At 57.9% G+C, this 15,560-nt stretch carries 10 protein-coding genes and 1 tRNA gene; 5 read left to right on the top strand and 6 right to left on the bottom strand.

Annotated features, from left to right (window positions below; genetic code table 11):
- Positions 1–278 precede the first annotated feature (278 nt).
- From hemG to folB, 3 genes are read left to right on the top strand one after another with little or no spacing between them, the layout of a single operon-like run.
- On the top strand, positions 279–1,682 hold the full coding sequence (hemG, locus tag HMPREF1556_RS04550) for a protoporphyrinogen oxidase (RefSeq protein ID WP_021667123.1): 1,404 nt from the start codon (positions 279–281) through the stop codon (positions 1,680–1,682).
- A 1-nt stretch (position 1,683) separates the two neighbouring features.
- Positions 1,684–2,604: a cation diffusion facilitator family transporter gene (locus HMPREF1556_RS04545; RefSeq protein WP_021667122.1), complete on the top strand. Its 921-nt coding sequence runs from the start codon at positions 1,684–1,686 to the stop codon at positions 2,602–2,604.
- Positions 2,605–2,612: 8 nt separating this feature from the next.
- Complete coding sequence (gene folB / locus HMPREF1556_RS04540) at positions 2,613–2,987, top strand: dihydroneopterin aldolase (RefSeq protein WP_021667121.1); 375 nt, start codon at positions 2,613–2,615, stop codon at positions 2,985–2,987.
- 123 nt (positions 2,988–3,110) lie between these two features.
- Here the strand turns inward: folB and HMPREF1556_RS04535 are convergent.
- From HMPREF1556_RS04535 to lpdA, 6 genes are all read right to left on the bottom strand, one after another.
- Positions 3,111–3,184, bottom strand: a tRNA-Met gene (locus HMPREF1556_RS04535).
- 91 nt (positions 3,185–3,275) lie between these two features.
- The gene (locus HMPREF1556_RS04530) at positions 3,276–4,064 is read right to left on the bottom strand and encodes a hypothetical protein (RefSeq protein WP_021667120.1); all 789 of its coding nucleotides are present in this window, start codon (positions 4,062–4,064) and stop codon (positions 3,276–3,278) included.
- Positions 4,065–4,413: 349 nt separating this feature from the next.
- Positions 4,414–4,917 (bottom strand): flavodoxin, encoded by a 504-nt coding sequence (locus tag HMPREF1556_RS04525; protein ID WP_021667119.1) that lies wholly within the window; start codon positions 4,915–4,917, stop codon positions 4,414–4,416.
- A 23-nt stretch (positions 4,918–4,940) separates the two neighbouring features.
- Positions 4,941–6,986 carry a thiamine pyrophosphate-dependent enzyme gene (locus tag HMPREF1556_RS04520; RefSeq protein WP_021667118.1) on the bottom strand — a complete coding sequence of 682 codons (2,046 nt, stop codon included), beginning with the start codon at positions 6,984–6,986 and terminating at the stop codon, positions 4,941–4,943.
- A gap of 3 nt (positions 6,987–6,989) precedes the next feature.
- The gene (locus HMPREF1556_RS04515; protein ID WP_021667117.1) at positions 6,990–8,285 is read right to left on the bottom strand and encodes a dihydrolipoamide acetyltransferase family protein; all 1,296 of its coding nucleotides are present in this window, start codon (positions 8,283–8,285) and stop codon (positions 6,990–6,992) included.
- 42 nt (positions 8,286–8,327) lie between these two features.
- Positions 8,328–9,686: a dihydrolipoyl dehydrogenase gene (lpdA, locus tag HMPREF1556_RS04510; protein ID WP_021667116.1), complete on the bottom strand. Its 1,359-nt coding sequence runs from the start codon at positions 9,684–9,686 to the stop codon at positions 8,328–8,330.
- Between the two features lie 487 nt (positions 9,687–10,173).
- Here lpdA and HMPREF1556_RS04500 point away from each other — a divergent pair, with 487 nt between their 5' ends.
- Complete coding sequence (locus tag HMPREF1556_RS04500; RefSeq protein WP_021667114.1) at positions 10,174–11,028, top strand: lipopolysaccharide assembly protein LapB; 855 nt, start codon at positions 10,174–10,176, stop codon at positions 11,026–11,028.
- A gap of 12 nt (positions 11,029–11,040) precedes the next feature.
- Entirely contained in the window at positions 11,041–14,178 is a 3,138-nt protein-coding gene (locus HMPREF1556_RS04495; RefSeq protein ID WP_021667113.1) for a PD-(D/E)XK nuclease family protein, read from the top strand.
- The last annotated feature ends 1,382 nt before the right edge of the window (positions 14,179–15,560 follow it).

Below are 15,560 nucleotides of genomic sequence, written 5' to 3'. Positions count from 1 at the left end.
GTTTTTTCGACGACCTACCGTAGGGTCCTTTTGGGGGTAGTAGAAGGGGGCTATCCGAAAGGGTCGGAACTGAGGCTTCTGTCTAGGGGTATTCCCCATGAAAAGGGGGCTGTCGGGCGGGGCGCTTTTTCGCCCCGAGACAGCGGGGTCAGTTACCCGAAAAAAGAGGGGGATGAACGGAGGCTGAAAACAGGGGACTTTGCCCCTTCGGAGACCTTGGGGCTAGGGGCGTTATTCCGTATCTTTGTGTATGCTCTCGTGAAGGAGCATACGGATGCATGCAGACAGATTCTACTACCTCACCACAGCTCGACGTCCTGATCATCGGGGCGGGTCTCACAGGGCTTACCACAGCCTATCACCTACGGCAGGCAGGGCTTAGCCTGCACCTCATCGACCAAGCCGACCGAACGGGTGGAGTCATCCACACCCACCACGAAGGGGGCTTCACCTACGAGGCGGGCCCGACGACGGGTATACTCAGCCACCCAGCAGTGGCCCGACTCTCCGAGGCCTTCCCCCAGCTCCTCTACACCGCTTCGCAGGAAGCTGAGCGACGCCTCATCCTCAAGAGTCTCGGGGGCAAGGGACAGCGTCAGACCTTCCTCCCCCTCCCCTCCTCGCCCCTCTCCGGACTAAGGACTCCGCTCTTCACCCTCTGGGACAAGCTTCGCATCCTCGGCGAACCCTTCCGTAGGAAAGGCACGGAGCCCGACGAATCTGTCGCAGAGCTCGTCGTGCGCCGACTCGGCAGGAGCTTCCTCGACTACGCCGTCGACCCCTTCATCAGCGGGATCTATGCGGGCGATCCGCACCACCTCGTCACTCGCTATGCCCTCCCCAAGCTCTACGCTCTGGAGCAGGAGCATGGGAGCTTCATCCGTGGTGCTCTGGCTAAGGCTCGAGCGCCTAAGGACGCCGAAGCCCGATCCGTCACCAAAGAGATCTTCTCCAGTCGTGGTGGACTGACGAGCCTCACCGAAGCGCTCACCGAAGCAATCGGAAGGGAGCACTTCACCCTCTCCGCTACGGGCGCAGAGCTCCACCCAGAGGAGGGCGGAGGATGGACGGTGCGCTTCACCGAGGGAGGTCAGCCGAGGGAACTCTCGGCTCGCCACGTCATCACCACGATACCTGCTCCGAGCCTTCCCGCCCTGCTTCCCTTCCTCAGCACCGAAGACCTTGCTCCCATCACGTCCCTTCGCTATGCACCCATCGTGCAGGTAGCTTGGGGGATGCGCTCGGTGAGCCTCCCACATTTCTATGCCTTCGGTGGGCTCGTCCCTTCACGTGAGGACGACGAACTCCTAGGCATCCTTCACCCGTCGGCCTGCTTCCCCGACCGTGCACCCCGAGGGGGGACTTTGCTCTCGATCTTCCTCGGAGGTATGCGCTCCCCTCAGCTCATCGACCGCTCCGACGAAGAGATCCGTCAGCTCGTCACCAAGCGGATGAATCGTCTCCTAGGCATCGATACTCCGCCCGATCTCTTCCACATCTTCCGTCACCCATTAGCCATCCCTCAGTACGAAGCCTCCACAGGAGCACGCTACGAGCGTATCACCCACCTCGAGAGTCAATACCCAGGGCTACACCTGGCGGGAGGGCTGAGGGACGGCATCGGCATCCCCGACCGCATCAAGCAGGGGGAAGCTCTAGCACGCCTCATCGCAGGGGAATAGGATGGGATCTAAGCGGGTCTACTCAGAGCGGACGAAGAAGATCTTCCGCATCACGATCCTAGGCAGCGTCACCAATGCCTTGCTCGTCGTCCTGAAGCTCTTCGTCGGTATCTTCGGGCATAGTAGCGCTATGATCGCAGAGGCGATCAACTCGATCTCCGACTTTGCTACCGACCTCATCGCACTCGTCTTCATCCGCATCTCTGGTAAGCCCAGAGACGAGGATCACCACTATGGTCATGGGAAGTATGAGACGCTGGCGTCGGTCGTCATGGCTAGTGTGATGATGGGCGTCGGTGCGGTGCTCCTCTACCGAAGTTCGTGTACCGTCATCGGCCTACTCTCGGGACATATCACCCGTCCCCAGCCTAGTCGTCTCACACTGATCATCGCTATCATTTCGCTCCTTCTCAAGACCTTCCTCTACCGATACACGATGCGCTGGGCCTGCCTCCTCAAGAGCTCTGCCCTCAGAGCCAAGGCGCTGGATCACCGGGGCGACACGCTGGCACTCATCGCCGTCCTCCTGGGGATCGCTGGAGCGATCTACCTAGGCGAAGGATGGCTCTTCCTAGAGCCTCTGGCCGCCGCCCTAGTGAGCTTCTTCATCCTTCGCATGGGATGGAGTGTCCTCCGACCTGCCTTCAATGAGCTGACCGAAGAGCGCCTCTCCCCAGAGATCGAGCAGGAGATCGAGCACCTCGTCCTCGCTACTCCCGAGGTGCAAGGTATACGCCAGCTGCGTACACGTAGCCTAGGCCAAGGCTACGCCATAGAGATAGATATCCTGGTCGATGGACGGATGAGTGTCACCGAGGGGCACAATATCACCCTCATCATCGAACAGGAGCTACGCCACCAGTATGGAGCAGAGACCCACATAGCTATCCACGTGGAGCCTGCTGAGCTCCCTCACCTATAAAGCCAACGATGAAGATCGAAGCAATGAAAATAAGTCTTGAGGAGATGCACTTCTATGCCTATCATGGTGTCTTCCCTCAGGAGCGGTGTGTCGGTAATGATTTCGTCCTACAGCTCACCCTGTGGGCTGAGGTAGCAGGGAGCCTCGAGCATGATGACCTCACCGAGACGATCAGCTATGCCGACGTCTACGAAGTCGTGAAGGCCGAGATGGCGATCCCGTCACAGCTCCTAGAGCATGTCGTCGGTCGCATCAGTCAGAGGCTCTTCGAGGACTTCCCCCGTCTCTCTAGGCTGTCGCTCACCCTCTCCAAGCGCAATCCCCCCTTCCCCGGTGAGGTGCGCTCAGCTTCCTTCTCACTAGAGGCTTCTCGGGAAGGTTAGCTCCATCGTCCGAAGGGAGCACGAAGGCGACGCCCCCTTCACTCCCCACCCTTCATCCACCCCACCACGAGGGGGTAAACAAAAAAGGCTACGTATCTCTTAGTACGTAGCCTTTGTCTTTCGTAGCGAGAGGGGGACTTGAACCCCCGACCTTCGGATTATGAATCCGACGCTCTAACCAGCTGAGCTATCTCGCCGCCTTGTGCTGTCAAAAGCACTGCAAAGGTAGTATAAAGCTTTTATATATGCAAGAAGGCGAGCCCTGCTACAGAGCGATACTTCTTCGCCCTAGAAACGGAAGCCTAACGAAAGGCCCAGCTCTACGATCTCCGTGCGAAACTTCATCCCCGTAGCCTTGACCCTGCGGGTAGCTGGATCGATGTCCAGCCGTATGTCGGAGGAGACACCTGGGAGCATATCGATAAGTCCCTGGCGAACTTGGTCTTCCGGAGCTGGCGTATCCCCTACTGCAGGGCGATAAGTACCCTTGTAGGTAGGGGTCAGCGTACCACGACCACCACCGAGGATATACCAGTCGAGGACGACATTCTTCTTTCGGCCGAAGAGCCACTGTGCTCCGATACCGACACCACCGCCGTGGAAGGTCAGGCGTGCATCGTAGTCGAAGATATGGCGACTCCCTGTATTCCGATCGGTGAAGAAGTCTGAAGCACCATCAAAACTCAGGGTCTGGAAGCGGTAGAAGCCCATGACATAGAAGCCATGCCCCTGCCCTCCGTTGAGGTACCAGCGCACCTGTGGAGTGAGGAGGAAGGACTGGGGATCTACAGTATTTCGGTCATTGATCCGCCCCGAGGAGTAGTCGAAGTATCCCTTGATGAGGTGGGACGTACCGCCAGGGAAGAAGTAGGCACCTAGCTGTGCGCTGATACCAGGGGCGAGGATACGCTCGACCTTGAGGTTGTAGTAGCCGAAGACATCAGCAAAGAGGTTGGTCTTCACGATGGTCTTGCCGTCGAGGAGCGAATTCTCCGACGAGGGCTCAAAGCGTGGTGTTTGCGCCACGAGCGGGAGGGTCATCGCTCCGAAGGCGAGGGAGAAAAGTAGCTTTTTCATATATGCTTTCGTATATGATTAGGTAGTAATATCTGTGAAGCAAATTTAGTAAAAAGAGTCATCCCTCCTTACTCTTTTGGAGAGGGCTACGAGGGCGCTCGCCGACCCATCGAATGAGCCCTGATTCTGAGGGCTTCTAAAGGGGGTAAAAGAAACCTACGGTAGGTCGTCGAAAAAACCTACTGTGGGTCGCCTGACCGACCTACGGTAGGTCGTCGAGACGACCTACCGTAGGTTTCTTTTGGGGTCTGTCCTTAGTCCTTCGTCAGCGGGCTAGTTCTAAGGGTAGAAAGGGGGGCAAAAGAGCCCCTTCCTTCACATGAGGCAAAAGGAGTGAAAAACGAGGGGGCTAAACCAACTCACGCTTCAGCTCCTTGACCCAAGCCGATAGGCGTCGGTCGGTCAGCTCGGGCTGATTGGTCGGATCAAGGATGAGCCCGAGGAAGGAGCCCTCACGAGCGGCGAGCGACTGCTCGTAGCTATAGCCCTCCTCGGAGGTACGCCCTACGATCTCTGCGCCCAGCGCTTCGAAGAATTCAGCCAAGATCCCTACGCCGTCAGCGAAGCTCATGGGCGAGCCAACTTGATCTCCAGGACCGTAGATGGCTACCTTCTTACCAGTGAAGTCCGCATCCTCCACTTCGGGTAGGAATTCGCTCCACGCTGAGGGCAATTCGCCATTGAAGTAGGTAGGCGTACCGAGGATGAGGGCGCTATGCTTCTCCACATCCTCTAGGCGGGCCGTGTCGATATCGACATACTCGATCCCTTCACCCCAAGCCTCAGCGATACGAGCGCCCACTTCGGCGGTGAAGGCCGTGCTCTTACTGTAGAGCAGTCCTATAGTCTTCATATATGGTCGGTATGATTGGAGGGTTAGTATTCGATGAGCTCCTTAGCGGCAGCGTAGATCTTCTCTTCGCTAGGCAGGGTCGCTAGCTCAAAGCACTTGTGGAAGCCCACAGGTGTGGAGAGCGAACCGACACGGAAGATGGGAGCATCGAGATCACGGAAGGCCTTCTTAGCGATCGATGCCGCTAGTTCCGCCCCGAAGCCACCGAAGACTCGGTCTTCATGGACGATGAGCGCCTTGGAGGTCTTAGCGATAGAGGCGTAGACCGTCTCTTCGTCCCAAGGCACGAGAGAGCGCAGGTCGATGACCTCGATACTCTTGCCCAGCTCCTGCTGGATACGCTCAGCGACGTTGAGCGAGAGGTGCAGGGTATTGCCATAGGTGATGAGCGTGATGTCCGAGCCTTCACGACGGATACGAGCCTTCCCGAAGGGTACTTCGAAGTCCTCTGGGATCACGGAAGCTGACTCAGCGCTATTGTACTGTGCCTTAGGCTCCATGAAGACGGTGAGCCCACGGGAGCGCATCGCTGTGCGAAGGAGCCCCGCAGCGTCGTCGGCAAAGCAAGGGTACACGACACGAGCCCCGGGGAAGGTGGTCAGTACCGCCTCGATATTCTGTGAGTGATAGAGCCCACCCTGTATGTAGCCCCCCGAGGAGAGACGGATGGTGATATTGGGGGAGAACTGCCCGTTGCTACGCCAGAAGTCGTGGGTCGAATTGACGAACTGCTCCATCGCAGGCCAGAAGTAATCGGCGAACTCCGCCCCCTCGATGACGATACGGATCTTGTCGTTGAATCGGCTCATCCCGTTGGCCGTCCCCACGATGTAGTCCTCGGCGATAGGGGCGTTGAAGACACGCTTATTCCCAAACTCCTGGAGCATGCCCTTGGTGACATTGAAGACACCGCCCTTGTCCCTATTAGCGACATCCTGCCCCCAGAGGAAGGTGTCAGGATTGTGGCGGAACTCCTGCTTCAGCGTCTTATTCAGAGCCTGTACCAGCGTGAGTTCTTCGCCCGTACCATCGGGGATACCCGTCCCGTACTTATCCCCTGGATAAGCCTCCCCGATGACGTAGTCCAGCACCGTATCAGCGGTGGGATCGGGTGCCTTCAGGGCATTGCGGTTAGCGACCTTCAGTTCCTCACGTGCCTCCGCTTCGATAGCTTGGAGCTCCTCCTCCGTGAAGCGCTGGTAGCGAAGGAGCATACGGCGGAACTTAGGCAGTGGGTCAGCAGCCTGAGCACGCTCCAGCTCCTCCTCCGTGCGGTAGAGGGTGTGCTTGTCCGAATTAGAGTGTGCACCGATACGGACACATTCGGCAGTGACGACTACAGGCGTCCGGTGCTTCACGGCGTACTCACGTGCTGCCTCCATGGTGTTCATCGAGTCGAAGACATCCTTCCCATCACAGAAGAGCGTCTTGAGATGGCGTATACCCGAGTAGTTCTGCCCGACACGTGGATTAGCCGTCTGCTCATGCGTAGGTACAGAGATGCCGTAGCCATTACTCTGCAGGACGAAGATCACTGGCAGGCGCTCACGAGCTGCCCCATTGATCGCCTCGAAGACATAGCCTTCGGAGGCAGAAGATTCGCCGTGCGAAGCGATAGCCACCCCATCGACGCCATAGTAGTCCAGCGCACGTGCCAGCCCGACGGCCTGTGCATCATGAGCCGCCACACAGGAGGAGATATTATGAATACCCCAGTCTACCTTGGCATAGTGATCAGACATGTGACGCCCGCCACTAGTAGGGTCCGTAGCCTTGGAGATCCCATTGAGGATCATCTCCTCCACGGTCATCCCAGCGGAGAGTGCAGCTAGCAGATCTCGGTAATAGAGGAAGAGATGGTCCTTCCCTCTCTGGAAGATCTGCCCGATGGCCAGCTGGATGCCGTCATGCCCGGCATTGGAGGCGTGGAACTGCCAGCCGATGGACTGGAGCAGGTAACTAGGGGCCTTTTCGTCTAGGCAGCGCCCTAGGTAAAGGAGATAATACCAGCGACGAAGGGTCTCCTTGTCCGTGGTCTTGATCCCGTATTTCTTCTGTACTGAGGTCATAGGTTAGTTCGTTTGCTTCCAGTCTGAGAGATAGTGGGCTACAGCCTGTAGGAAGGCACCGCCCAGCATGCCATCGATGATGCGATGGTCGTAGGAGAAGGATAGGTACATCTTGTGTCGTACGGCTATGACGTCCCCAGCTTCAGTCTCGAGGATGGTCGGTTCCTTCTCTATCGCTCCTATGCCAAGGATAGCAGATTCAGGCTGGTTGATGATAGGCGTCCCAAAGAGTGTCCCCGAGGAGCCATAATTGGAGATAGTGAAGGTCCCCCCACTCATCTCATCGGGGGTCAAGCGCCCCTTCCGGCTCTTCTCGGCCAGGAGAGCTACCTGCTCGGCGATACCGCTACGACTGAGCTTGTCGGCGTCACGGATCACTGGCACGACGAGGTTACCATCGGGCAGGGCTACAGCCATTCCCACATGGACGTGCTTGCGCTCGACGATGTTGTAGCCATCGACAGAAGCATTGATCCGAGGAAATTCCTTCAGTGCTCGGGCTACAGCTTCGACGACGGGTGTCATGTAGGTCAGAGCGTAGCCTTCCCTCTTTTTGAAGGCTTCCTTCTCCGCCTCTCTCCAGTGGACAAGCTCGGTGATGTCTACCTTGAGGAAGCTCGTCACATGGGGAGCCACCTGCACGGACTGCACCATACGGTCAGCGATGATACGACGGATGGGGTCCATGGGGATGACTCGATCCTCGGGACCTATGGGCACGGCTGGTGCCACTATCTGTGGACGCTGGGTGGCAGGCGAAGGGACAGCACTGCGTTCGGCTCTTGGAGCAGGGGTAGGAGCACCCTTCTTCTGCTCGATGTAGCGTACGATATCGGTTTTACTTACACGACCACCAAAGCCCGTTCCCTGAAGGCTATCCAGCTCTTCCTGACTTATCTTCGCTGCCTTTGCTCGCTCGAGGACTACAGGTGAATACCAGCGCTCTACCGATCCTCGGTGTACTTCCACAGGAGCGGAGGGAGAAGGGCTAGCTACCTGCTCTGTCCCCTTAGACTCCGCCTGCTTAGGCTCTTCTACAGAAGGGGCTGTAGCCTCGCCCTCGGTGTCTACGACGATGACCGGCAGGCCGACGGCTACGGTGTCGCCCTCGGCGTAGTTGATCTTCACGATCCGTCCTGCCACCGGCGAAGGGATCGTAGCGGCGGTCTTAGCCGAAGTGATCTCGAAGAGGTCTGTATCCTCCTCGATATAGTCTCCTTGCTGGACCATGAGGACGGTGATCGTACACTCGGTGACGCTCTCGCCCATCTTAGGCATCTTAATATCGAATGTCGCCATGATTATCTTGGGTATAATGTATCTGAACTAGTAGTGTGGGGATTAGGAGAAGAGCACCTCATGAAGGATCTCCCCTACGGTGGGGTGAGGGAAGACGTGACGGCGGAACTCCTCGACGCTCAAGCCATCCGTGATCGCCATACCTGCGAGAAGGATCAGCTCCGAAGCAGGGTCCCCGAGGATATGACACCCTAGGAGGGTATCGTTCTCATCGACGAGGATCTTACAGAGCCCTCCGGCCTGCTCCTGCTCGACGACATAGCGTCCCGCATAGGCCATAGGGAGCTTGAGGGTACGGTAGTAGCGCCCTTCGCTCCGAAGTTGCTCTTCCGTTGCCCCGACCCCAGCGATCTCGGGATGAGTATAGACGACACTAGGGATAGCGTCATAGCGCATCGGGTCATCTTCCCCGCCGACGATATGGTTGATCGCCACCTCGCCCTCACGGATCGCCGTATGCGCCAGCAGGGAGAAGCCTGTGATATCCCCAGCAGCGTAGACTCGGGGGTGCGATGTCTGCATGTAGGCATTCACGACGACTGCCGAGCGGTTCGTAGCGATGGAGAGGGTCTCGAGGCCTAAGGCTTCGGTCTCTGGCCGACGCCCTACGCTCAAGAGGATCTTCCCTGTGGGAAGGAGCTCGCTCTTGCCGTCCTTCGTCTCGATCGTCACACCTTCCTCCGAGACGGCGGTGACCTTGGTCTCTAGGTAGAACTTCACCCCACGACGCCCGTACTCCTTACGTAGCATCGCCGAGGTCTCTCTATCCATAGCACCGAGGATCTCCGGAGCCATCTCGATGACTCGCACCGGTACTCCCAGCGAAGAGTAGATACCAGCAAATTCGATCCCGATGACACCGCCACCGATGATGGTGACGTCCTCGGGCAGGACCTTCGCAGCCAAAGCTTCTCGGCTCGTCCAGTAGTTGACCCTGTCTAGCCCTGGGATGGGTGGGATGATGGTCGAGCTACCTGTAGCCAGCAGGGTGAAGCTCACACTGTAGGTCTCCTGGCCCGCTGTCACGAGGATGCGATCACCCTCTTCGCCACTGAGGCGTGCCGTCTCTTGGATGACAGTGACGCCTGCGCCTTTGAGCTTGTAGGCGACGCCAGAGGTAAGGGTCTGGACCACCTTGTCCTTGCGAGCTGCGATAGCTGCATAGTGGGGAGTGATAGCCCCTTCGACCTCGATGCCGAAGGCTTTTGCCTCTCGGATCTCATCAAGGAGGTTGGCAGAGTGGAGCAAGGTCTTCGTGGGGATGCAACCCTCATTGAGACAGACCCCTCCGAGGGCGGTATGCTCGAAGAGCACTACCTGAAGGCCATTGGAGGAAGCATTAGCAGCAGCATTGTATCCTGCAGGTCCCCCTCCAATGATCGCTATATCGAAGTTCTTCATTCTATTTCTCCAAATTGTGTATACATACGTTAATCAAAGGTACTCCTTTTCTTGGGTACCTCCTAAGCATCTCCTCTAAAAATGCCAAGTCGTCTAAGCTGATACCACCTTTTCTCCTGAAGGTTAAATGGATAGCTCTTCCCCCGTCGCCCCTCTTCCCTTCCCCTTCTCTCCCCTCTTCCCTCCCCTCTGACGCCTCCGACACCTTCCCCTTACCCCGCCTCTCCCCCACCCTTTGTCTACCCCCAAGAGGCACTACTGCTCCCTCCTCTATGGCGCTACTGTTGCCTCCCTTGAAGTACCAGTAGCGCCTCTGAGGTGGCGATGATGATCGCTCGGAGCAGGAAGGAAGCCCGGGAGAGCACCATTCCCTTGGGGGCGGGAGGGGAAGGAGGGGAAGGGGGCATTCGCCGTAGATGCTGGGGAGTTTTCGTACCTTTGAGAGAAGATGGGGGATACTCGACACTTCCCTCAGCACAGCACCACAATGATCGTACTCAAGAAGCTATATCTGGGGGGTATTCGACTCCCCATTCTCCTCGGCGTGATCCTCATCTCTGTCCTTCAGGGGAAGGCACAGGGGCTCTCTGCTAGCGACAGCACCCGCTACATCAGCCTCATCGACTCGTGCTTCACAGCAGGGAACCGAGGGGACTACGCCCGTGCCGAAGCTTTTCTCTCCGAAGCCCTTCGCCTAAATCCGCCCTCCGCTCTCCAGCCCATGCTCCTCAATAACCTCGGGGGGCTTCAGCTCCTACAAGGCAAGGAAGATGCAGCCCTGCTCTCCTTCTCCTCCGCCCTAAGCAAAGATCCTCACGAGGCGACGACACGCTTCAACCGAGCTAAGCTTTTCGTGCGTCGCAAGGAGTACAAAGCAGCGCTGACAGACTTCGCTCTCCTCATCTCCGACCATCCTAAGAACGAGCTCTACCGCTACCAGCGAGCCATGCTCTACCTCCTGACGAAGGAGTATGACCAGGCCGAAGGCGACCTCAAGAGCATCATCGAGCACAACGAGGCCTCGCTCAAGGCGCGCATAGGCTACGCCCTGCTGGAGACCATGCGTGGCAACTACCCAGAAGCAGAGCGGATCTACGCCTACCTCACCGACAAACTCCCGAAGAACGCCGAGGTCCTCGAGGGGCGAGCTCGCATGTATCTAGCTCGGGGGATGAAGGGCTTCGCCCAGCGGGACATCAACCAAGCCTTCGAACTCTTAGGCGGGAAGGCGCCCGCCACCCTCTACCGTCTACGTGCCGAGCTCAACGAAGGTCTCGGCAACCGCAAAGCAGCGGCCGAGGACATCCAGCGAGCAGAGGCCCTAGAGCGTAGCCAACCCTAAAGCCCCCAGCCCGTGTCTAGGCCTAGTCCCTTCCTCGCCCAAGTAGCCCGCTACTACCTTGATCAGGGCTCGGAGCGTCTGAGCTCCCTGCGCTTCGTCTTCCCCTCGAAGCGTGCGCTGACCTTCTTCCGCTATTACCTCGGACAGATGGCCAGCGAGCGACCCATCTTCGCCCCGAAGATGGAGACGATGAGCGACTTCATCCAGAGCCTCTCTCCCGGCACCCATTTGCTCGACAAGACGACACTCCTTTTCGAACTCTATGAGGCCTACAAGGAAGTGCGTGCCGAGCGTGGGCTTCCTCCAGCGGAGTCCTTTGACAACTTCCTTTACTGGGGCGGGTTGATCCTCAAGGACTTCGACAGCTGTGACCGCTACCTCGTACCCATACGGCATCTCTACACGAACCTCAGGGACCTCAAGGAACTCTCCGACGATTTCAGTTATCTCTCTGAGGAGGCTCGCCAGATGCTTCAGCGCTTCTGGGGCGATCTACCCGCCCTCGCTAGCCCCCTTCCCGAGGGCGAAGAGGCGGAGGATCACAAGCGTCGCTTCCTTAGCTTCTGGGAGAGCCTTGCTCCTCTGTATGAGCGCTTGCAAGAGCGCCTCGAGAAGCTGGGCCTCACCTACGAAGGAGCGCTCTACCGCCGAGCTAGCGACGCTCGGGAGGAGATCCTCGACCAACTAGAGGCAGGAGAGGATCTGGTCTTCGTCGGGCTCTTCGGTCTCACGCCTGCCGAGCGGAAGATCCTCGGCACGCTACGTCGCTCGGAGCGAGCGTCCTTCTGCTGGGATGCCTCTGTGGCGATCGTTCAGGATGAAGAGCATCCTGCCAGCAAGTACTTCCGTCAGCTCTGTCTTGACTTCGGGCAAGAGCCCGGGCCTTGGGCCGAAGGGCTGAAGGGGGAGTATCTCCCTGAAGAGGTCGAAGTCATCGAGTGTCCCAGCCTCATGGCGCAAGCGAAGGGGCTTCCCCAGCTCCTCTCTGAGCTCGGGCTAGCCACCGAGAGCGCCGAACTGCAGACAGCCCTGATCCTCCCAGACGAGGGGCTCTTGCTCCCCACCGTCAGTTCTATCCCTGAAGGGATCAAGGATATCAATATCACCCTAGGCTATCCCCTCGATAAGACCCCGATCGCACTACTGCTTCGTCGCTGGGTCGACCTACTCACCCTCGGGCGCCGATCCAAGGGAAGTCCCCGCTATCCAGCAGACCTGCTTCTGGGGCTACTTAGCCAGCGCCTCGTCACCGCCTACGCTAGTGATGCCCCCGCTGTGATGGAGCGCATCCGTACGATGAAGCGCTTCTTCGTCTCCATCGACGAGCTGTGGGAGCAGCAGGAGCCTTCCCCGCTCCTTCGCCTCCTGCTTGACCCAATATCCAGAGCCGACGAACTGCTTAGTCGGATCAGAGCGCTATTGGAACTCCTTATCCAGGAGGCTATCCAAGCCGAAGACACGAGCGAGGACGCTGGCGAATCACCTTCAGGACAAGTGCCCGAGGAGATGCAGCTCTCCACCTTCGACATAGAGTTCATACATCACTACCTGCGACTAGTGAAGCGTCTGCAGGGGCTCAAGGAGAGCTACCAGGAAGAGCTCAGTATCGAGTCCGCCAGCCACCTACTGGAGGGGCTGGTGAGTATGGTGTCGATCCCCTTCGAAGGCGACCCGCTACGAGGTCTACAGGTGATGGGGCTTCTGGAGACCCGCTCCCTGCACTTCGACACGATGATCTACCTCTCTGCCCAAGAGGGAGCGCTACCGCCGGGGCGCTACACCGACACCCTCATCCCCTTCACCCTTCGCAGGGCTTTCGGCCTCCCCGTAGGCGGGACAGATGACCTCGGGCAGGACTATACCTTCTTCCAGAGTATCGCTCGGGCACGCCAGCTCATCTTCATCGTCGCCCCAGCAGGAGAAGCGAGTACTCAAGGGGAGGAGAGCCGCTACATCGGGCTCCTCGAATATATCTATCACTGCTCGGTACGACGCCGTACACTCCGCTTCTCCAGCGACCTAGTCTCCGTCCCCGAGATCACTAAGGCCAAGGAGGGAGAGCTGTGGGAAGCCTTCCTCCGACGTACTACTACCTCCCCCGAGGTAGGCTCATCCGAGTGCAAGCCACTCTCCCCAAGTAGCATCAGCAAGTACATAGCTTGTCCCCTGCGCTTCTACTACGAAGAGATCTGTCGCTACAGGGAAGAGCAGTCGCCGAGCCTACTGCTCGAGGCTAATGAGTTCGGCTCTATCCTCCATGCTTCGATGGAGGCTATCTACAGGGAACTAACATGCTCCTCCGACTCGGGCAACACGCATACCCTCATCGAGCCGGAGCGGATACAGGAGAAGCTCCGCACTAAGGGATTCGTCCGCCGTATCGTGGAGGAGCAATATCGGGAGCAACTGAAGCTCGGGGGTAAGAAGGAGCTCAGTGGGCTGGGCTTGATCTATTGTCACAGCATCGAGCAGTACGTGCGCCAGATCCTCGAGCTCGACCTTACCTTCGCCCCCTTTGAATACCAAGAGAGTGAGAAGCGCCACTACACGTCCTTCCCCCTAAGCAGTGGCGAGCGAGTCTACTTCGGCGGGATCATCGACCGGGTGGACAAGGTGGGCTCCCGTCTCCGTGTCGTGGACTACAAGACGGGCTCAGAAGAGACACGGATGCCCAAGTGGGACTTGCTCCTCGACTCCAAGTACAAGGCGATCCTTCAGACGCTCATATACTGCGCCTTCCTCGCCGAAAGTGGTGTCCCCAAGGACGAGATATATCCTGCGATCTACATGCTCCGAGGGGACTACGGCCTGATGGTCAAGGGCAAAGGCTACGATCCGCTCGTCCAGCTCCCCCTCGACTCCTACGACAATTCCTCGGACTCCGCCGAGCTCCCTGCCTCCCCCTCCCCTGAGCAGTCCTCTCTACTCTCCGAAGGAAACACCTCCAAAGCCTCAGGCGCAAAGTCCCCCAAGAAGCCTAAGAAGCCCCAGACTACCCTCCTCTCTTATGCGGAGGCCGAAGCCCCCTTCCGTGAGGTCTTCATCCACGGTGTCCTCGACGAACTCTACGACGCCTCCATGCCCTTCGCCCAAACACCCAAAGAAGAGAACTGCCGCTACTGCCCCTTCGCCCTCAGCTGCGGAAGGTAACCCCTCTCAGCCCTAGAGTAAGGAGCAACGCCCCACTTCAACCACCATACCGCCAGCGACAAAAACTACAACGGGGTGCCCTGAGCAAAAGCTCAAGGCACCCCGTTTCCCTTCTTCCTGACGATACGCTCCATTCCCCCGAGCCTCCCACCAGATCCTAAAGGCATCAGCCCCTGTCTCCATCCAAGGCTACCCCGAGCCAACACCCCAGATAGCCAGAGCCCACCTCCCCAGACGCCCTCATAAAGGAAGTCAACCAGCCCCCCAAGCACACTCCCAATCCCCCGCTAATCTCCCCTCGCTCTGACACACTCCGAAATGAGGTAAAACAGCAAAGAAACCACCCACCTCTCTACCTTCTCTCCAGGATACAAAGAGTAAGGAAATCTCTGGCCTCTCCCCTCTTCTACAAGTACCCCCTTCCCCAGAGTGCTTCCATCCTTTTAGCGAGGCCTCTTATAGGCTACCTTCAGCACCCCCAAAAACAACCCTACGGTAGGTCGCCGAAAAAACCTACTGTAGGTCGTCAATGACCCACGTCGCATCGACGACCTACCGTGGATCCCTTTTTAGCCCTCCAGAGAGCCCCCTCCCCAAGCCCCCAAAGAGAAGCGAAAATCAAGCCCCTAAAAAGCCTGGTTAGCTCATCTAGAATCTGAAGGGTAGGAGCCCTGAAATCCCAGCAACAGCGACCTGGGAGTTTCGAGCTGAGCAGTACCAGACCCCCAAGTTATCCTAGCCCGAACTCCCTCCCCCAAGAGCGAAGTATCACTTCTAATACTAGGGCTAGCCATTCCCATGCCCCTCCCCTTCTCCTTGGGAAGTTGCACCCGTATCTTCCCAGCTATCGCATTGGGAGGGAGAGCTGATGAGAATCGGTAGATCTTAGATGTCCCTACGCGGTAAAGCCTAGGGAGTGTTAGCTCTCACATGGAGAATAATCACGGGTATAAAACGACAAAGGGAGGAGGAAGGCTTCCTTCTTCCCCGCCCTTACACTTTGAAGAATGGATACCACGCCTTGCCCTATGACTTTCTGCTCGATAGAACAAGAAGCTTGAACAGGCCTCCTTCCCAACGTAGCTGACGGGAGAGAAAAAGGATAGGCAGACTTGACAGCTGGGTGTATAAAGGGCTTAAAAAGACTGAAGCAGGAGGATCGCTGCGGAAGAGGGCAAGGGCTGGGATGGACAGCAGGCGAAGTTGCTTGCCTTGGCTGTCCTTGTGATCGCTGGTGGAGGGCTGTGGGTGGGCGCAGGGAGATAGGTGACGTGGCATGGGGAGGGGCAAAGCGTTGTGGGCAGGGGATAGGAGCTGTTTGGGTCAGAAAGTCTGGTGGGCGGAAACGAGAAGAGGGCGAAGTAGCCGTAGCTCCTTCACCC

Origin of the sequence: Porphyromonas sp. oral taxon 278 str. W7784 (genome assembly GCF_000467855.2) — a bacterium.
GTDB lineage: Bacteria > Bacteroidota > Bacteroidia > Bacteroidales > Porphyromonadaceae > Porphyromonas.
Note: the sequence above shows the minus strand (reverse complement) of the source record. Positions and strands in the feature narration are given on the sequence as shown.